At 67.3% G+C, this 19,665-nt stretch carries 12 protein-coding genes; 11 read left to right on the top strand and 1 reads right to left on the bottom strand.

What is annotated here, in order from left to right; all coding sequences use genetic code 11:
* Nucleotides 1-132 precede the first annotated feature (132 nt).
* The 11 genes from AOP72_RS11805 (at nt 133) to mmsB (ending at nt 18,747) form a co-directional block, all read left to right on the top strand.
* Entirely contained in the window at nt 133-1,056 is a 924-nt protein-coding gene (locus AOP72_RS11805; RefSeq protein ID WP_062137367.1) for a carbohydrate ABC transporter permease, read from the top strand.
* Nucleotides 1,053-1,940 (top strand): carbohydrate ABC transporter permease, encoded by an 888-nt coding sequence (locus AOP72_RS11800; protein WP_062137364.1) that lies wholly within the window; start codon nt 1,053-1,055, stop codon nt 1,938-1,940. The genes AOP72_RS11805 and AOP72_RS11800 overlap by 4 nt, the downstream gene beginning before the upstream one ends.
* Nucleotides 1,941-2,013: 73 nt before the next feature.
* Nucleotides 2,014-3,378 (top strand): ABC transporter substrate-binding protein, encoded by a 1,365-nt coding sequence (locus AOP72_RS11795; protein WP_062137362.1) that lies wholly within the window; start codon nt 2,014-2,016, stop codon nt 3,376-3,378.
* 76 nt (nt 3,379-3,454) lie between these two features.
* Nucleotides 3,455-5,212: a glycoside hydrolase family 35 protein gene (locus tag AOP72_RS11790; RefSeq protein ID WP_062137360.1), complete on the top strand. Its 1,758-nt coding sequence runs from the start codon at nt 3,455-3,457 to the stop codon at nt 5,210-5,212.
* Nucleotides 5,213-5,236: 24 nt separating this feature from the next.
* Nucleotides 5,237-7,195 (top strand): beta-galactosidase, encoded by a 1,959-nt coding sequence (locus tag AOP72_RS11785; RefSeq protein ID WP_062137358.1) that lies wholly within the window; start codon nt 5,237-5,239, stop codon nt 7,193-7,195.
* Complete coding sequence (gene arfA / locus AOP72_RS11780) at nt 7,192-8,697, top strand: arabinosylfuranosidase ArfA (protein ID WP_062137355.1); 1,506 nt, start codon at nt 7,192-7,194, stop codon at nt 8,695-8,697. Before AOP72_RS11785 ends, arfA begins: the two co-directional genes overlap by 4 nt.
* 144 nt (nt 8,698-8,841) lie before the next feature.
* Nucleotides 8,842-13,434, top strand: coding sequence for an Ig-like domain-containing protein (locus tag AOP72_RS11775; RefSeq protein ID WP_062137352.1), 4,593 nt, complete (start codon nt 8,842-8,844; stop codon nt 13,432-13,434).
* Between the two features lie 129 nt (nt 13,435-13,563).
* Nucleotides 13,564-14,565 (top strand): LacI family DNA-binding transcriptional regulator, encoded by a 1,002-nt coding sequence (locus tag AOP72_RS11770; protein ID WP_062137349.1) that lies wholly within the window; start codon nt 13,564-13,566, stop codon nt 14,563-14,565.
* A 169-nt stretch (nt 14,566-14,734) separates the two neighbouring features.
* Nucleotides 14,735-15,904 carry a multiple monosaccharide ABC transporter substrate-binding protein gene (chvE, locus tag AOP72_RS11765; RefSeq protein WP_062137348.1) on the top strand — a complete coding sequence of 390 codons (1,170 nt, stop codon included), beginning with the start codon at nt 14,735-14,737 and terminating at the stop codon, nt 15,902-15,904.
* A gap of 90 nt (nt 15,905-15,994) precedes the next feature.
* Nucleotides 15,995-17,572 carry a multiple monosaccharide ABC transporter ATP-binding protein gene (gene mmsA, locus AOP72_RS11760; protein ID WP_062137346.1) on the top strand — a complete coding sequence of 526 codons (1,578 nt, stop codon included), beginning with the start codon at nt 15,995-15,997 and terminating at the stop codon, nt 17,570-17,572.
* On the top strand, nt 17,569-18,747 hold the full coding sequence (gene mmsB, locus AOP72_RS11755) for a multiple monosaccharide ABC transporter permease (RefSeq protein WP_062137344.1): 1,179 nt from the start codon (nt 17,569-17,571) through the stop codon (nt 18,745-18,747). Before mmsA ends, mmsB begins: the two co-directional genes overlap by 4 nt.
* Nucleotides 18,748-18,822: 75 nt before the next feature.
* Here the strand turns inward: mmsB and AOP72_RS11750 are convergent, their stop codons facing one another.
* Nucleotides 18,823-19,593, bottom strand: coding sequence for an SDR family NAD(P)-dependent oxidoreductase (locus AOP72_RS11750; RefSeq protein ID WP_062137342.1), 771 nt, complete (start codon nt 19,591-19,593; stop codon nt 18,823-18,825).
* Nucleotides 19,594-19,665: the final 72 nt, after the last annotated feature.

Genomic DNA, 19,665 nt, shown 5'->3' with positions numbered 1-19,665 from the left:
CTCCCGACCATGACTACCCCCTGTTGACAGATGATGACGTCAACATGCTACGCTCACCAGCAGTTGTTAACGTCAACATCGAGAATGGCGGTCCTCGGATCGCCCTCTTGAGGAACGGAACTGCAGACAAAGATGTCGTCCATACCTACCGCCCCACCACCGGTGGACCGCGTGCGGCGCCGTGCACGTGCACGACGGCGCTGGGCGGGTGCCGGATTCGTCGTCCCCTTCATGGTGGTCTTCGCGCTGACGTTCATCGCCCCGCTGGTGTACTCGGTCTATCTGAGTCTGTTCCGGGACCAACTGGTGGGCGGCAACGTCTTCGTGGGCCTCGACAACTACGCCCAGGCCTTCGCCGACGAAAAGCTGCTGGAGGGCGCGCTGCGCGTGGGAGCGTTCCTCGCCGTTCAGGTCCCCATCATGCTGGTCCTGGCCCTCATCGCCGCTCTCGCCATCGACTCCAAGCGCCTCGCGGGAAGCTCGTTGTTCCGGATCGGGCTGTTCTTGCCCTACGCCGTCCCCGGCGTCGTCGCGGTGCTGATGTGGGGATTCATCTACTCCGAACGGCTGGGACTCGCAGGGGACGTGAACGACACCGTCGGCTTCGACCTCATGACGCCGTTGAGCGGCGACTGGATTCTGTTCGCGATCGGCAACATCGTCACGTGGGAGTTCATGGGATACAACATGCTGATCTTCTACTCAGCGCTGCGGGCGGTGTCTCACGACGTCTACGAAGCTGCGGCCATCGACGGGGCGGGCCAGTTCCGCATCATCTGGAACATCAAGCTCCCCGCGCTCCGCGGCGCACTCGTGATCGCGACCATCTTCTCGATCATCGGCAGCTTCCAGCTCTTCAACGAGCCGAACATCTTGAAGTCGTTGGTTCCCACGCTGATCACGACGTTCTACACGCCCAACATGTACGCCTACAACCTGAGCTTCGTGGGGCAACAAGTGAACTACGCCGCCACCGTCGCCATCATCATGGGCGTCATCACCGCCGTGATCGCCTATGTGGTGCAACTGCGCGGCACTCGAGGAGGTGCGCGATGAAGCGCGCTGCCCCCGCGTTCGACCGGTCGCCCTCGGCCCTCCGCCCTCGCCGCTCGATACCGCTGGGCATCGTGATGGCCGTGTTCCTCATCTACGCCTTCCTGCCCCTGGTGTGGCTGCTCATCAACGCCACCAAGACGCAGGGCGATATCAGCACCACGTTCGGTCTGTGGTTCGGCAGCGAGTTCGCACTCTGGGACAACATCGTCGAGACGCTCACGTACGGCGACGGCATCTTCCTCACGTGGCTGGCGAACACCATGATCTACGTGATCGCGGGAGCCGGCGGCGCGACACTGCTCGCCACCCTCGCGGGCTACGGGCTCGCCAAGTACTCGTTCCCTGGCAAGCGCGCAGTCTTCGCGATCGTGCTTGGCGCCATCGCGGTGCCAGGCACCGCGCTCGCGGTGCCCACGTTCCTGATGTTCAGCCAGTTGGGTCTCACCAACACGATGTGGGCCATCATCATCCCCTCGCTCATCTCGCCATTCGGCCTCTACTTGATCTGGGTCTACGCGGTCGACGCGGTGCCGACTGAGCTGCTCGAAGCAGCGCGGGTCGATGGAGCCGGCGAGTTCCGCACTTTCTTCACGGTCGCCTTGCGCCTGCTCGCTCCCGGCATCGTCACGGTCGCCCTGTTCGCCATCGTCGCGACCTGGAACAACTACTTCCTGCCGCTGATCATGCTGAATGACCCTCAACTCTTCCCGCTCACGATCGGCCTGCAGCAGTGGAACCTGCAGGCGACAGGTGTGGGATCGGATCCGATCTTCCACCTGGTGATCACCGGGTCGCTGCTCACGATCATCCCGATCGTGATCGCGTTCCTCCTCCTCCAACGCTTCTGGCAGTCAGGCCTGAGCGCGGGAAGTGTCAAGCAGTGATGGGGACGCTGCGACACCACCACGCACGAACCATCCCCACCCAACCCCCAACGATGTGGAAGGACACCTCATCATGACCACACGACACCACCGCCGGGCGATGGCGACCGGCGCCGCGGTCGTGGGCCTCGCGCTCACGCTCGCCGCCTGCTCCGGCGACGCCGAGACCACCCCTGAGTCGACCGGCAACGGCGGCGAAGGCGCGGAGACGAACGACGCACTGGATGCTGCGCTTGAGCGCGGCGGCGACCTGACCTACTGGACGTGGACCCCCTCTGCTGAAGCTCAGGTGGAGGCGTTCATGGACGCCTACCCCAACGTCAACGTCGAGGTCGTGGACACGGGCGGCGCTGCCGACAACAACCTCGACCTTCAGAACGCCATCTCCGCCGGTTCCGGTGTGCCGGACGTGGTGCAGGTCGAGTACCAGGCGCTGCCTCAGTTCGTGCTGCCGGGTGCGCTGCTCGATCTCTCCGAGTACGGCTTCGGCGAGTACGAGTCTCTGTATACGCCGTCGACGTGGGGCGCAGTGTCCTTCAGCGAAGGCATCTGGGGCCTCCCGCAGGACTCGGGGCCCATGGCGCTGTTCTACAACAAGCGCGTGTTCGACGAGTACGGCATTGAGGTTCCCGCCACGTGGGACGAGTTCGTCGAGGCCGGACGCACCCTCCGCGAGTCGGGTGATGACGTGTGGATCACGAACGACTACGGCGGCGACGCCGGATTCGGCACGTCGATGATGTGGCAGGCAGGCGGCCTGCCGTTCCAGATCGACGGCGAGAACGTGACGATCGACCTGCAGGACGAGGGCACCACGCGGTGGGCCGAGACCTGGAACCCCCTGATCGAAGAGGATCTGCTCGCGGACATCCCTGGGTGGAGCGACGAGTGGTTCACGGCACTCTCCGACGGCACGATTGCGTCGCTGCCCATCGGTGCCTGGATGCCTGGCGTCCTCGAGTCGAGCGCTCCCGGCGGAGCCGGCGACTGGGCGGTGGCGCCCATGCCCACCTACGACGGTGAGCCCGCCACAGCAGAGAATGGCGGCTCCTCGCAGGCTGTGACGGCGCAGTCCGAGGACCCCGAGCTCGCCGCCGCGTTCCTGCGCTGGCTCAACGCTTCGGACGAGTCCGTCGAGGTCTTCCTCGCCTCTGGAGGGTTCCCCGCGACGGTCGCTGACCTCGAGTCCGAGGAGTTCCAGGCGTACGAGTCGGAGTACTTCGGCGGCCAGCGCATCAACGAGGTGCTCGTCGACGCGACCAACTCGGTGCTGCCCGGATGGCAGTACCTCCCGTGGCAGGCATATGCCAACAGCATCTACCCCGACACCGTCGGTCAGGCGTATCTCTCCGGTGCTGACCTCAACGAGGGGCTCCTCAACTGGCAGGACCAGAACATTCAGTACGGCTCCGACCAGGGATTCACCGTCAACCCGTAATCCCGTGAGTCATGGCGGGGGCGGCTCCTGAGGAGCCGCCCCCGCTCCGTTCACTCTTCCAAGGAGGAAGGCCCCCGTGCCCGCGCACCACTTCGCCATCGGCGAGCAGGACTTCCTGCTTGACGGTCAGCCTCGCCGCATCATCTCTGGCGCCCTGCACTACTTTCGCGTCCACCCTGGTCAGTGGACCGCCCGCATCCGCGCCGCGCGCCTGATGGGGCTCAACACCATCGAGACGTACGTGCCGTGGGCCGACCACGAGCCTCAGCCCGGTGAGTTCTCCGCGACAGGGGCTCTCGATCTCGGGGCCTTTCTCGACCTGATCCACGAGGAGGGGATGCACGCGATCGTGCGGCCCGGGCCGTACATCTGCGCGGAGTGGGATGCGGGAGGCCTGCCTGGTTGGCTCACGCGCGAGCCCGGCGTGCAGCCGCGCTCGTCCGAGCCCACGTACTTGAGCGCCGCCACCACGTACCTCGAGCGCGTGATGGAGATCGTCGCCCCGCTCCAGATTCACGAGGGCGGACCAGTGGTGCTGGTGCAGGTGGAGAACGAGTACGGCGCCTATGGGAGCGACAGCGAGTACCTGGCCCACATCGTCGACGTGTACCGGCGCAGTGGAATCACCGTGCCGCTCACGACGGTCGACCAGCCCGTGCCTGACATGCTCGCCAACGGCGGGCTGCCCGGAGTGCTGCGAACAGGCTCGTTCGGATCCCGGTCGCTGGAGCGCCTTGCGGCCCTCCGCGAGGCCCAGCCTGAGGGGCCGCTCATGTGCTCAGAGTTCTGGTGCGGCTGGTTCGACCATTGGGGCGCCCATCACCACGTCACGGACCCCCAGGACTCCGCGCGCGAGCTCGATGCGCTGCTCGGTGCCGGCGCCTCCGTGAACATCTACATGGTGCACGGCGGCACCAACTTCGGCCTGACCTCCGGCGCCAACGACAAGGGCGTCTATCAGCCCACCGTCACGTCGTATGACTACGACGCGCCGCTCGATGAAGCGGGCAGGCCGACGGCAAAGTTCTGGGCATTCCGTGACGTGATCGCGCGCCATGCCTCAGTGCCGGACCTCGACCCCTCGTCGTTGCCTGAACCGATGGGTGCGGCGCCGCCGCCGGCGCCTCTGGTGCGCATCGGCTCGTTGCAGGACGCGATGCCGAACGATCGGTGGACCACGACCCCAGCGCTCCCCACGATGGACGAGATGGGGCACTACCGGGGCCTGTCTGTTCACCGCACCACCCTGGACGGCGCCGATGCGCCCGCCGTGCTGGGCTTCGGAGAGGTGCGTGACCGCGTTCACGTGCTTCTCGACGGCTCCCCGGTGGGAATCCTGAGCCGCGATGCCCACGAGCGCGTGATCGAGCTCCCCCGCGGTCGTGGTGACCTGGAACTCGTGGTGGAGGATCAGGGGCGCGTGAACTACGGCCCGCGCATCGGCGAGCACAAGGGCATCATCGGCGGAGTCTGGCTCGACGGACGCGCCGTTGAGGGCTGGCGGTCGGCGCCTGTGCCGCTCCAGGCGATTCCGCAGTTCTCCGGTGGCTCGGGAGCCGCGAGGCCCGGGCCCACGGTGTTCCGTGCCACGGTCGATGTGGGTCATGCACGCGATCTGGTGATCGACGCGACGCATCTGGGCAAGGGGATCGCCTGGGTGGGGGACTTCTGCCTCGGACGGTTCTGGGGTCGCGGACCGCAGCGGTCGCTCTACGTGCCCGGCACCGCACTCCACGACGGTCGCGCGGAGTTCACCGTGCTCGCGCTCGACCCCACCGATGCGACGCACCTCACCTTTGCCGACGACCTGATCCTGGGGCACACCGAATGGTGATGCCCACACCACGAGGGAGACACCATGTTCGATTCGCCTAGCATTCGGTTCGGTGGCGACTACAACCCGGAGCAGTGGCCGGAGCACGTCTGGGACGACGATGTGCGGCTGATGCGGGGGGCGCACGTCACGTCCGCGACCGTGGGGGTGTTCTCGTGGGCCCGCCTCGAGCCGAGCCCTGGCGAGTACGACTTCGCGTGGCTCGATGAGGTGTTGACTCGCCTTCACGCGGGTGGCATTCGAGTGATTCTTGCCACCGCGACCGCCTCTCCGCCAGCGTGGCTCGCGCGACTGCACCCCGAGTCGCTTCCCGTCACCCAAGACGGGACGCCACTTGGCTTCGGCTCACGTCAGCAGTACAGCCCCAGTTCCTCGGCCTATCGCACCTACGCGATGCGCCTGGTGAGGGAGATGGCGGCGCGCTATGGCGCGCATCCTGCGGTCGAGGCGTGGCACGTGGGCAATGAGTATGGCTGCCATGTCACGCACTCCTACGACGCAGAGTCGGCGGAGGCGTTCCGGGCCTGGCTGACGGAGAAGTACGGCACCATCGGCGCACTCAACGACGCGTGGGGCACGGCCTTCTGGTCGCAGTCGTACGGGGACTTCGGCGAGGTCGGCGTGCCTGCCGCCGCCCCAGCGCACCTCAACCCCACGCAGCTGCTCGACTTCGATCGGTTCAGCTCCGACGCGCTGCTGTCGTTGCACCGTGAGGAGTCGACGATTCTGCGCGAGTACTCGCCGCACCTGCCGATCACGACGAACTTCATGAGCTTCTTCAAAGGCGCCGACTACTGGCAGTGGGCGCAGCATGTGGATGCGGTCAGCGACGATTCGTACCCTGACCCCAGCGACTCGAGCGCCATCGTGCGTCTCAGCGCGTCGCGCGATCTGATGAGATCCCTGGGCGGCGGCAAGCCGTGGCTGCTCATGGAACAAGCGACCTCCGCAGTGAACTGGCGTGACCGGAACGCCCCCAAGCCGGTGGGGCTCAATCGGGTTCAGTCGCTCAACGCGGTCGCGCGTGGTGCGGATGGCATCTGCTACTTCCAGTGGCGTCAGTCTCAGGCCGGTGCGGAGAAGTTCCACTCGGCGATGCTGCCGCATACAGGGGAGCACACCAGAATCCACCGCGAGGTTCAGGCCTTGGGCGCCGAGCTCGCAGGCCTCGATGACATCGTCGGTACACGGGTGCCCGCCCGTGTCGCGATCATGTTCGACTGGGACAGCTGGTGGTCGCTCGAGCAGCAGGCGGTGCCGGCTCAGCGCGACTACGTCGAGACGGTTCTCACGTGGTACGCGGGGTTCCTGCGGCGCGGCGTGAGCGTCGACTTCTTGCGCGCCGGCGCATCGGCTGGGGGGTACGACCTGGTGGTGGCGCCGCTTCTGCACGTCGCCTCCGCGCAGGCGCTGGACGAGCTCGCCGCGGTGCCCTCTCGTGGAGGCACGCTGGTGGTCTCGTACCAGTCGGGCGTGCTTGATCCGCAGCTTCACGCATATCTGGGGGGATACCTCGGCGGACCGGGCTCGGCGCTGCAAGGCGCACTGGGCGTCGCGGTCGAGGAGTTCGCGCCCCTGCCGAACGCCGACACGCGCACAGCGGTGGAGGGAGAGATCGCCGGTGAGGCGGTCGAGTGGCAGGAGGTGATCGCCGTCAGCGATGCCACGGTCGTCGCGTCCTTCGCGGACGGTTTCGCCGCCGGCCTGCCCGCGATCACCCGCCGCGCGGACGGCGACGGTGCGAGTTGGTATGTCGGCACGCAGCCAGACGAGGAGCTCATGGACGCCCTGGTGGGGCGGTGGCTCGCTGATGCGCGCATCACTGCCGCCTTCCCGCAGCCCGAGCACGGGGTCGAGACCGTCGAGCGCGGTCCGTTCGCCTTCGTGGCGAATCACACCTCGCAGCCCCGCTCCGTCAGTGTTCACGGCGAGCAGTGCGAACTCGCGCCGTTCGATGCGGTGCTGCTGAGGAGGCAGGCATGATCGACGCGGTGGTGACGGTGCCGGGCGTCACGGTCAGCGATGTACCTGCCCGGATGTTCGGCTCCTTCGTCGAGCACATGGGGCGATGCGTGTACACGGGGATATTCGAGCCGGGGCATGCCACGGCGAATGCTGAGGGCTTTCGCGGCGACGTGCTGGACCTGGTGCGAGAACTCGGCGTGAGCGTGGTGCGCTACCCAGGCGGGAACTTCGTCTCGGGCTATCGCTGGGAGGACGGCATCGGTCCGGTCGAGGAGCGCCCGCGCCGGCTCGAGACCGCATGGCATGAGATCGAGCCCAACATCGTCGGCCTGCACGAGTTCGTGACATGGGCCGAACAGGCGGGCGTCGAGATCATGGAGGCCGTGAACCTGGGCACCCGTGGCGTCGAGGACGCGATGCGCCTGGTGGAGTACTCCAACCACCCCTCTGGCACGGCGTTGTCGGATGCACGCCGCCGCAATGGTGCGGAGGAGCCCTTCGGCATACGCCTCTGGTGCCTGGGAAACGAGATGGACGGCCCCTGGCAGCTCGGCGCCAAGAGCGCCGAGGAGTACGGCGCTCTCGCGCGCGAGACTGCGAAGGGCATGCGTGCCGTCGATCCCAGCATCGAGCTGGTGCTCGCAGGCTCCTCCGGAACGGACATGCCGACGTATGGCGAGTGGGAACGCACCGTGCTGCGGCACGCCTACGCGCACGTGGACTACCTCTCGCTGCACTTGTATGTCCAGGAGCGTCAGGACCCGTCGGCGTTCCTTGCCTCAGCGCTGCGGCTGGAGCAAGCGATCAGGGACGTGAGCACGATCATCGACGAGGTGCGCGCTGAAGGCCAGCACTCGCACCAGGTGGCCCTCGCCATCGATGAGTGGAACGTGTGGAACCAGGACCGGTTCAACGACCCCGAGCATCAGCGCGAGGTGCAGCACGGCCCGTGGCTCGAGCACCCGGAGGTCATCGAGGACGTCTACACGCTGACCGACGCGGTGGTGGTGGGGACCTTCTTGCACACGATGCTCCGGAACGCGGATCGTGTGCGGATCGCGAACCTTGCGCAGCTGGTCAACGTGATAGCGCCGATCATGACGGCCGAGGGCGGCGACGCGTGGCGTCAGGCCACGTTCTGGCCCTTCGCCCGCATCGCGAGCCACGCCCGCGGGAACGTTCTCGAGACGCACGTCGATGCCCCTGAGATCGCGGGAGCGCCCGCGGTCGACGCGGTCGTGACGCACGAGGATGATCGGGGCGAGTGGTGTGTGTTCCTTGCGAACCGAGCGCTGGAGGACTCCGCCTCCGTCACGATCACGCTGCCGCGCGCCGACCTCGCCGCGCGCGAGGCCGAGGTGCTCACGTCTGCCGAGGGCCGGCTTGCGGTGAACACCCACGAAAGCCCTGGCACGGTGGCCATGCAGGAGCTCCCGGTGGCCTCGGGGGACGGCGTGCTCGAGGTGACGCTGCCCCCCGTGTCGTGGGCGTGGTTGCGCGTCGGGGTGCCGTCGACCTGACGGTTCGCGCGTCCGTCTCCAGCAGTTTGCCATTGGCATGGTGACGTAAACATGCTAGGTTCATGCCCGGCATGGTGACGTCAACATCCGACGGCACCGACAGCTGTGTGGGCCCCATCGATACGACTCAATGAAGAGGACACGATGACGAAGATGTCTCGACCCTGGACGCGCGTTCCCGCCCTTGCGGCGCTGGGAGCGATCGGTTTCGGCGCGACGGCAGGGGTGGTCGCCGCGGCGCCATCCGCCGACGCCGCGACGTCCCTCACCATCACCCCGAACCCTCGCTACGCGAACACCGACTTCCAGGGTTGGGGCACCAGCCTCGTGTGGTTCGCCAACGCGACGGGCGGGTATCCCGATGATCTCCGGGAGTCGCTCTATCAAGCGGTGTTCGGCGAGCAGGGGCTCGACCTCAACATCGCCCGCTACAACGTCGGCGGCGAGAACGCCTCTGACGTGGAGGACTATCTTCGCCCGGGCGGCGCGGTGGACGGCTGGTGGGCCGAGGACGCCGACGGCTCGGCGGGCACCTACGGAGGCGTCGCCACCGACTACGCCTCACGCGACGACATGCGCGCCGCATTCGACCCCTCGAATCCCGACCACTACGACCCGAGCGCCGACGAGACGCAGCGGTGGTGGATCGACCGCCTCGAGCAGGACAGTCAGATCACGCACTGGGAGGCATTCGCCAATTCTGCGCCGTACTTCATGACGGAGTCGGGCTACGTGTCGGGTGGCTTCAACGCCTCGGCAGAGCAGCTGCGGCCCGAATCGATCGACGACTTCGCTCGCTACTTCGCCACCGCCGCCGCGTTGGTCGAGAACGCGCACGGCATCGAGTTCGACACCATCAATCCTTTGAACGAGCCCAACACGCCGTACTGGGGCACCACCCTCAGCGGGGGCGTGCCCGTGGGGGGTCGCCAAGAGGGGATGCACGTGGGACCGCAGCGCCAGGCGGACCTGATCGACGCCTTGGCCGCCGTGCTCGATGAGGGCACCACCACGAACGCGGGCATCTCCGCCCCCGACGAGACCAACCCCGGCATCTTCATCCAGGACTGGGCCGGGTACGACGCTCAGACGCGTGCCAACGTCGCACAGATGAACGTCCACACCTACGGCACCGGCGGTCGTCTCCAGGTCCGTGACCTCGCAAGCCAGGCCGACAAGCCGCTGTGGATGAGCGAGGTCGAGGGCAGCTGGGTCTCCGGATGGAACCCTTCCGCCATCGAGAATGGTCTGGGCCTCGCCGGCCGGATCCACGACGACCTCCGCGAGTTGGAGGCCGATGCGTGGGTGCTCTGGCAGCCTGTCGAGGACCTCTACAACATGGAGCCGCAGGGAGAGAACCTCAACTGGGGATCGGTCTTCATCGACCTCGACTGCGTGCCGTTCGACGAGGGCGGCGAGACGGTGTGGAAGTCCGAGCGCCGGGTGGCCGACGCCGGCGGTGACTCGACCGCGGTCGAGCCGTGCGGCGTCCAGGTGAACTCGAAGTTCAATGCGATGCGTCACTTCACGCAGTTCATCGGTGACGGTGACTCGATCATCCCCACGGACCATGCCGCCACGACGGCCGCCCTGGACGGCGGCTCGGACGCGCTGACCCTGGTGCATTCCAACTCCGCCACGGAGGACCGGGCGGTCACCATCGACCTGTCGCAGTTCGGCGCGGTCGCGAATGGCGCGACGGCGACGGCGTACGTCACGACCGAGGCCGACTCGGAGAGCGACCCGACCGGCAACGCGCTTGTCGAGCAGGCCCCGGTGGCCGTGAACGCGAACTCCGCGTCCGTCACCGTGACGGTCCCGGCGCAGTCGATCGCGTCGATCGTGATCGAGGGGGTCTCCGGCGTGGCAGACGAGGCGCCCGGCCTGGTCGACGGGCACACCTACCAACTGCAGGGAGTGCAGAGCGGCCTCATGCTGGACTCCACGAGCGGCCGGCTCCGCATCAACGATGAGGCCGCCACCACCGCTCAGGCGCCTGGGCAGGCGTGGACCGTGCACGAGGTGCCTCCGACCGGGCGCGATGACATCACCAGGGTCGTGCTGACCGATGGCGACGGCCGCGTGATGGCGGCGTCGGAGTCCGACACCGAACTGCGGGAGGTGAGCGTCGCCGATGCGGCGGCGAACCCCGAGACCAGGTGGATCGTCAACACTCTCGACGGCGCGACATTCTCGCTGGTCAACGAGGCGCTCGCCCAAGCGCTCGATGTGGGCGGGCAAGCGACCTCAGCGGGTTCCACCGTCGGGTGGTGGACGTCCTCAGGCGGTGCCAACCAGCGCTGGATCACGCGTGACCTCGCGGTGGAACCCGTGACGATCGCCCTGCAGACCGACGCCGGCGTGGCGCCCGTGCTGCCCGCGACGGTGAGCCCTCGGTACAGCTGGGGCACCATGGCCAGCGTGCCCGTGACGTGGGATGAGCACGCTGACTCGGCATGGGACGTCGAGGGCAGGGTCGAGGTGTCCGGCACCGCGACGGACGTGTTCGGTGCCTCGTTCGACGTCACCGCCGCGGTGGACGTGGGCGGCTTCTCCGTCACCGACCCCCGATCGCTCACCACGTACGCCGGAGCCAGCCTCGATGCAGTCCAGGCGGCCGCACCGGTCACGGTGCCGGCGAGAGTGGGAGCGTCCGAGCAGTCGCTCGACATCCCCGTCACCTGGTACTGGTCCGGCATCGCGAGCGACGCGTTCGCCGCCGTGGGAACCGTCACGGTGCCGGGCACCGCGGAGTCCGGCGATGGCGAGATTCCCGCGACGCTCACCGTGATCGTCACGGCGGCCGATGCCACCAACATCAACCCCGGCGACGGCACCACGGCGTCGGCCACCTCGACGGAGGGCAGCTACTCAGTCGACAACACCAGGAACCAGGTCACCAACGACAAGGGCTGGTCCAACTGGGTGGGCAGCAACAAGCCCACGCAGGACACCCTCACGTACGTGTACGACCAGATGCACGAGATCGACCGCGTCGCGATTCGCTTCTATGCGGACGGTGGCGCCTCGAGCTGGGCCGAGTCGACTGCGATCGAGTACCGCAACGCGGACGGCGACTGGACGGCGGTGCCGGGGCTCGAGGCGATCGCCCTCAGCAACGACACGTCCGCAGGGGCGCCGGTCATCGACGAGTCGTTCGAGCCCGTGCGCGGCGATGCCGTGCGCGTGGTGCTCGATGCGTTCGAGAACACTCACCTGACGGTCTCGGAGGTGGAGGTCTACGCGCTCGCGCCGTCGGTCGCGGCGGAGGCCCGCCTCGCCACGCTGCGCGTGGGCGGCACGGAGGTGGACGGATTCGACCCCGACACCACGGAGTACACGGTGGATTCACCCGGCGAGGCGTACCCGCTGGTGTCCGCGGTCGCTCTCGACGAGGGTGCGACGGTGACGATCGACCAGGCGACTGCCGGCACTGGTTCTGTCGCGACGGTCGGGGTGATCGCCGCCGACGGCGAGACCTCGCGCACCGTCACGGTGACGATCACGCGCACGATCAATCTCACGGTGACGCTCGCTGACGGGGCGACGGCCGATGCGCTCGTCGAGCCCACGGTGACCTCGTCTCCGGAGCCCGACGTCGCCTCGTACCAGTGGTACCTCGACGGCGCCCCGGTGGCGGAGGCAACCGGGTTCGATTTCACCCCCACCACCGACATGATCGGCGCGGAGCTCGCGCTCGAGGTTGCGGTCGAGGCAGGCGGATTCGATGCAGTCACGGTCCGCAGCGACGCGGTCGTGGTCGCGGCGCCGGAGGGCTGGAGCGAGCCCGCGCTCGCCTCGCTCTCGGTGGGAGGCGACGCGGTGGACGGCTTCTCACCGGAGGACACCTCGTACTCCGTCGCAGTCGCCGGCGCGCAGCTGCCGACGGTGACGGCCGAGGCGGCTTCTGGATACTCCGCTGTCGCGATCGAGCAGGCGACGAACGCCGCTTCGGTGGCGCGCGTGACCGTCACGGCCGGTGACGGCACCTCGCGTGTCTACGAGGTCACGTTCGACCGCTCGGTCGGACTCTCCGGCGTCTCGGTGACCGGTGCCCGGGCAGGTGGCACCGCGACCGCATCGGCCGAGGCCGACCCTGCGGGCGCCACGCTGACATATCAGTGGCGACTCGACGGAGAGGTCATCGGCGGGGACGCCCCGGCCGTCGAGGTGCCGCTGGATGCGACCGGTGCGGAGCTGACGGTGCGGGTGACCGCATCGGCCGCTGGCTACGCGACTACGGCCGTGCAGGCGGGACCGGTCCGGGTGATCGCTCCCGACGGCGTCGCGCCTGCGGTCGACCTCGCGGCGGGCGAGATCCAGCAGGGCGGGACTCTTGTCTTGGCGGGCAGCGGATTCATGCCCGGTGGCGACATCGTCATCGAACTGCATTCCGAGCCGATGCTCCTCGCGACTGTTCAGGCCGATGCGACGGGGGCGTTCTCCACCACCGTGACGATCCCGACCGACGCCCCGGTGGGCGAGCACCAGATCGTCGTGATCGACGCGGCGACTGGGATCGCTGCGGCATCACCGCTGTCGATTCTCGCCGCCGCGGATGGCTCGGGCGTCGGCGGCGCCGATGGTGGCTCCGGCGCCGACCAATTGTCATCCACCGGTGCACACGGCGACGTGGCCAGCCGGTGGGCCGCAGCGGCGGCGATCGCCCTCGCCCTCGGTGGCGCGCTGATCGTTGCTGGTCGAGCGAGGCGCGTGGAGCGTGTCACGCACGACTGAGGCGACCACCAGGAGCGATGCCCGCGCTCGCCGTCTCGACGGATGGCGCGGGCATCGCCGCGCACCGGCGCGTGCATCCGCCAGGTTCCAGGACGCGCGCTGCGACTACAGTGACCTCGTGGGGGAGCCATGGTGAGCAGTGCGCGCGGGCCGAGCATGCACGACGTCGCCGCGCGCGCGGGCGTGTCCCACCAGACCGTGTCGCGCGTCCTCAACGACTTTCCAGGCATTCGTCCGGCGACTCGCGAGCGGGTCCAGGCCGCGATCGTGGAACTGGGGTATCGGCGCAACCTCTCCGCCCGTGCGCTGGTGACGGGGCGCACGCAGACCATCGGCATGATCGGCCCGCGGGTCCCCGACATCGGCCCACTGTCCACGCTCCATTCGATCGAGGGCTCGGCGCGTGCGGTGGGCCTCCACACGCTCATGACCAGCGCCGACGCCACCAGCGAGAGCGTGACTGAGGCGGTGGAGTTCCTCGTGGGGCGCGGCGTCGACGGCATCGCGCTCGTCGCACAGCAGCAGGCGATCGCCGATGCGGTGAGGGCGGCGCGCATTCCGGTCCCCGTGATCCACCTCCTCACCGGCGGCGAGCCGCGAGGAGAGGCGGCATCGATCGACCAACGCGCGGGCGTTCGGCTGGCGCTGGGTCACCTCATCTCGCTCGGGCACACCCGCATCCAGCATGTGACCGGACCGCCCACGTACACCGAGTCCCAACTGCGTCGCGATGAGTACCTCAACGTCGTGGCCGAGCAGCGCTTGGCGCGGCTGGACATGCTCGAGGGCGACTGGACAGCGGACTCGGGCTACGCGGCGGGAGCGCGCCTCGACCCGCGTGCCACCGCGGTGTTCTGCGCCAACGACCAGATGGCGTTCGGAGTGATCCACGCGCTCGCCGATGCGGGCAGGACGGTGCCGCGCGATGTCTCGGTGGTGGGGTTCGATGACACCTCCGAGGCCCGCCACAGCCTCCCGCCGCTCACCACGGTGCGCCAGGACTTCGCGGCGGTGGGCCGGCTTGCGGTCGATCTGATGGTCGCGAGGCTGGGGGGCACGGACACGTCCGCCACGCGGCAGTTGGAGCCAGAGCTGGTGGTTCGGGACACGACCGCGCAGGTGCGGCCCTAGTTCCCTGCCCGCTCCCCGTCGTTATCACCCCTGGTAAGGATCACGTGTCGACCGCCGTCGATAGTGACTCAATCGTGACCTGAGACAATTGACTCCCTCATGTGAACGTGAACATAATGAGGAGCACGACGGTTGCGCAGTGTTGCGGGCCGGATCTCAAGGAGGAGATATGAAGGCTAAGAAGTTCTTTGCCGCAGCCGCAGGCGCCGCCATGGCGTTCACGCTGGCTGCATGCAGCGGTGGTGGTGCGGGCAGCACCGAAGACCCCACCGATGGTTCCACCGCCGGCGGCGGCGAGGTCTCGGAAGGCGGCCTGGTCGGCGTCGCGATGCCTACTCAGACTTCTGAGCGCTGGATCGCTGATGGCGAGGCCGTCGAGTCCGGACTGACCGACCTCGGATACGAGGTGGATCTTCAGTTCGCCAACGACGACATCGCCACGCAGTCGCAGCAGATCGACCAGATGATCACGAATGGCGTCGAGGCGCTCGTCATCGCGGCCATCGATGGTACGGCGATCGCGCCCCAGCTCGAGGCGGCAGCCGCCTCTGGAATCCCGGTCGTCTCGTACGACCGCTTGATCCTGGACTCGCCGAACGTCGACTTCTACGTCACGTTCGACAACTACAACGTGGGCGTTCAGCAGGCGACCTCGCTCCTCGTGGGCCTGGGTCTGCTCAACCAGGACGGTTCCGAGGGTGAAGCCACCGGCCCGTTCAACATCGAGCTGTTCGCCGGTTCGCTGGACGACAACAACGCGCACTTCTTCTATGCAGGCGCGATGGACACGCTCGAGCCCTACATGACGGACGGCACTCTGACCGTTCCTTCTGGTCAGACCGACATCGAGCAGACCAACATCCTGCGCTGGCAGCAGGAGACCGCGCAGAAGCGCATGGAGGACCTGCTCACGTCGACCTACACCGGCGGTGACGCAGAGCTCCACGGTGTGCTGTCCCCCTACGACGGCCTCTCGCGCGGCATCATCACGGCCCTGCAGAACGCTGGCTACGGCCCGTCGATCGACGAGGGTCTGCCCATCGTCACCGGTCAGGACGCCGAGATCGCTTCGGTGAAGCTCATCGCTGATGGCGTGCAGTTCTCGACCATCTTCAAGGACACGCGCAAGCTGGCGGATCAGGCCGTCGTGGCCACCGATTCCCTGCTGAAGGGCGAAGAGCCCGAGGCAAATGACACCGAGACGTACGACAACAACGTCAAGGTCGTGCCGTCGTTCCTCCTCGAGTCCGACATCATCTACGAGGACAACATCGAGTCCCTGCTCGTCGACTCGGGCTACTGGACTGCGGACGAGATCGCTTCGGGCGTGGCCGAGTAACGTCGGCACTCCCGCTTGACCCGTGGCGCCGGCCCCTTCTCCGGAGGGGGCCGGCACCACGGCCACCCGCGCCAGGACTGGAGACAACCGATGGCTCGCAACATTCTGGAGATGCGCAAGATCTCCAAGACATTCCCGGGCGTGAAAGCCCTGTCCGACGTGGAACTCCACGTCGAAGAGGGTGAGATCCACGCCATCTGCGGTGAGAACGGTGCCGGCAAGTCGACGCTCATGAAGGTGCTGTCCGGGGTGTACCCGTATGGCCAATACGACGGCGACATCATCTACGACGGTGAAGAGGCCCGCTTCCACAGCATCAACGACTCGGAGCGCTCCGGCGTGGTGATCATTCACCAGGAGCTCGCCCTCGTTCCCCACCTCACGGTGGCGGAGAACATCTTCCTCGGCAACGAGCGCCGCAACAGGATGGGCCTCATCGACTGGAACCGCGCGAACCACGAGGCCAAGGAGCTCATGGATCAGGTGGGGCTCCATGAGAACCCCGTCACGCCCGTCGGCCAGCTCGGCGTCGGCAAGCAGCAGCTCATCGAGATCGCCAAGGCGCTGTCCAAGGACGTGCGCCTTCTGATCCTCGATGAGCCCACTGCGGCGCTCAACGACTCAGACTCGGCTCACCTGCTCGAGCTGCTGCGCACGCTCAAGAAGCGCGGCATCACCTCGATCATGATCTCCCACAAGTTGGGCGAGATCGAGGCCATCGCCGACCGCACCACGATCATCCGCGATGGCGAGACCATCGAGACCATCGACATGTCGGAGAAGGACGCGACCCAGGACCGCATCATTCGCGGCATGGTGGGTCGTGACCTCGAACACCGCTACCCGGAGCGCATCGACCACACCATCGGCGACGAACTGTTCCGCGTCGAGAACTGGACCGTGCATCACCCCACCCAGCCGGGACGCGTCGTCGTCGATGGCGCGAGTTTCAACGTGCGCGCCGGCGAAGTCGTCGGCATCGCGGGGCTCATGGGTGCCGGCCGCACCGAGCTCGCGATGAGCATCTTCGGTCGTACCTATGGGCGGAACGCCTCGGGCGAGGTGTACAAGAGCGGCGAGCAGATCCAGACTCGCACCGTCTCGGAAGCCATCCACAACGGCATCGCCTACGCCACCGAGGACCGCAAGAAGTACGGGCTCAACCTCATCGAGGACATTCGCCGCAACATCTCCGCCGCAGGCCTCTTCAAGCTCACCACGCGGGGGTTCGTCAACGGCAACGAGGAGCTGAAGGTCGCGGAGGAGTACCGCGACTCGATGAACATCAAGACGCCGTCGGTGCTCCAGGTCGCGGGCAACCTGTCAGGCGGCAACCAGCAGAAGGTCGTGCTGAGCAAATGGATGTACACCGACGCCGATGTCGTGATCCTCGACGAGCCCACACGAGGCATCGACGTGGGCGCCAAGTACGAGATCTACACGATCGTCAACAAGCTGGCCGCCGAGGGCAAGGGCGTGATCGTGATCTCGTCCGAACTGCCCGAGCTGCTCGGCACCTGCGACCGCATCTACACACTGGCCTTCGGCCGCATCACGGGCGTCACCGACGTCGCGGATGCGACCCCGGAAGGACTGATGACACTCATGACCCAGGAACGAGACGCCAAGGCCGACGCAGTCGTCGGCGCTGAGGAGAACGACCGATGACCGGTATCGCCAACATCCGCGAGTTGTTCACTCGCAACCTGCGTCAGAGCGGGATCTTCATCGCGCTCATCCTGATCATGGTGCTGTTCACAGCCCTGACAGACGGCACGCTGATCAGCCCCATCAACCTCACCAACATCGTCCTCCAGTACTCGTACATCCTGGTGCTCGCCATCGGCATGGTGATCGTCATCATCGGCGGGCACATCGACCTGTCCGTGGGTTCGGTCGCTGCGCTCGCCGGAGCCGTCTCGGCGGTACTGGTGATCCGAGAGGGCATGCCTTGGTACGTAGGTGTGCTTGCGGGCATCGGCGTCGGCGTCATCGCTGGAGCGTGGCAGGGCTTCTGGGTGGCGTTCGTCGGCATCCCGGCCTTCATCACCACCCTGGCGGGCATGCTGCTGTTCCGAGGCCTCACGTTCCGCGTGCTCGAGAACATCTCGCTCTCGCCGTTCCCGGAGTCCTACTCCAACATCGCGACCGGCTTCCAGAACGGACTCCTCGGCGGCCCCGGCTACGACATCTTCACGCTCGTGATCTTCGGCGTCGCCGTCGCGGGGTATGTCGTCACCCAGATCCGTGCCCGTCGTGCGGCGATCGCGTACCAGCAGACGGTCGGCGCCATGCCGCTGTTCATCACCAAGCTGGTGGCCGTCGCCGCCGCCGTGATGTGGTTCGCATGGCAGCTCGCCAACTACCGCGGTCTGCCGAACGTGCTGATCATCCTGGCAGTGCTGGTCATCGTCTACACGCTGGTCACCACCCGCACGGTGTTCGGCCGCCACGTCTACGCGATCGGCGGCAACCTCACCGCCGCGACGCTCTCCGGAGTCAAGGTCAAGTGGGTCAACTTCGGCATCATGCTCAACATGGGCGTGCTCGCCGGTGTCGCTGGCGTGATCTTCTCGTCCCGCACCAACGGCGCCCAGCCGGCAGCCGGAAACCTGTTCGAACTTGACGCGATCGCCGCATCGTTCATCGGTGGCGCCGCTGTCACCGGAGGCGTGGGCCGAGTGACCGGCGCGATCGTCGGTGGTCTCATCATGGCCGTCATGACCAACGGCATGCAGCTGATGGGCGTCGAGCAGTCCATCCAGCAGGTCGTCAAGGGCATCGTGCTGCTGCTCGCAGTCGCCTTCGACGTGTGGAACAAGCGCCGCGCGGGAGCCCGCTAGCTCCGCGACAACCCTGACACCGCATCGGCCCTTCGCCTCTCACCGAGGTGGAGGGCCGATGCGCGTGGTGGCTCCCTAGGGAAGCACCACGCCTGTCGCCTTGATGAGCTCGTAGACCAGGGCGTCTCGTGCCTCGGCGTCCCGGACTGCGGGGTTCGGCTCGAGTTCCTCGCGGCGCTTGAGGTAGCGGCCAGTGGCCGTCGCCTCCGGCTCGTCGGAGTCAGCGAGCCACACTTGGGTCTCGGCGCCGAGCTCGACGGGGTCCCACGCCTCGGATCCGCCCATGCGGGTGCGGATCCAGCCGGGATCGACGACGTTCACGGCGCAGTCCGGGTTGAGCGCCGCAATCTCGAACGCGAGCATTGACAGGTGCAGCTTGGAATCCGAGTAGGCCTGCATGCCGTTCCACTCGCGCGTCGAGCCCTGGAGGTCGTACGGGTTCCAGTGGCCATCCGCCTCGAGCCCGGACGTCAGGTAGATCATGCGCTTCGCGACCGGCATGAGGGCAGTCAGAAGGTAGGGGGCCACCACGTTGACCTGGTAGATGCGCTCGAGGCCGTCTGCGGTGGTGACGCGCTCGGGGGCGTCGCCGCCGAGCCCCGCGTTGTGAATGATCACGTCGTAGGGCCCCTGCTCGTTCGCAGCTGCGGCGAGCGCGGTCGTCTGCTCGATGCTCGCCAGGTCGCCGGTGAGAACAGCCGCGACGCTTGGATTGGCGTCGAGCGCGGCTGCTGCCCTGGCGTCGTCACGGGCGTGCACCACCACCTCGTGGCCAAGAGCGAGGAGTTGGCGGGCGCACTCGGCGCCGATGCCCTGGGAGGATCCGGTGATGAAGATGCGTGACATGCGTCCATCGTCACACGTGGCGCGTGAGGGCCGAGGCCGCACAACACCGGCACGGCACACATCGGCCAGAGC

Source organism: Demequina aestuarii, assembly GCF_000975095.1.
Lineage (GTDB): Bacteria > Actinomycetota > Actinomycetes > Actinomycetales > Demequinaceae > Demequina > Demequina aestuarii.
Note: the sequence above shows the minus strand (reverse complement) of the source record. Positions and strands in the feature narration are given on the sequence as shown.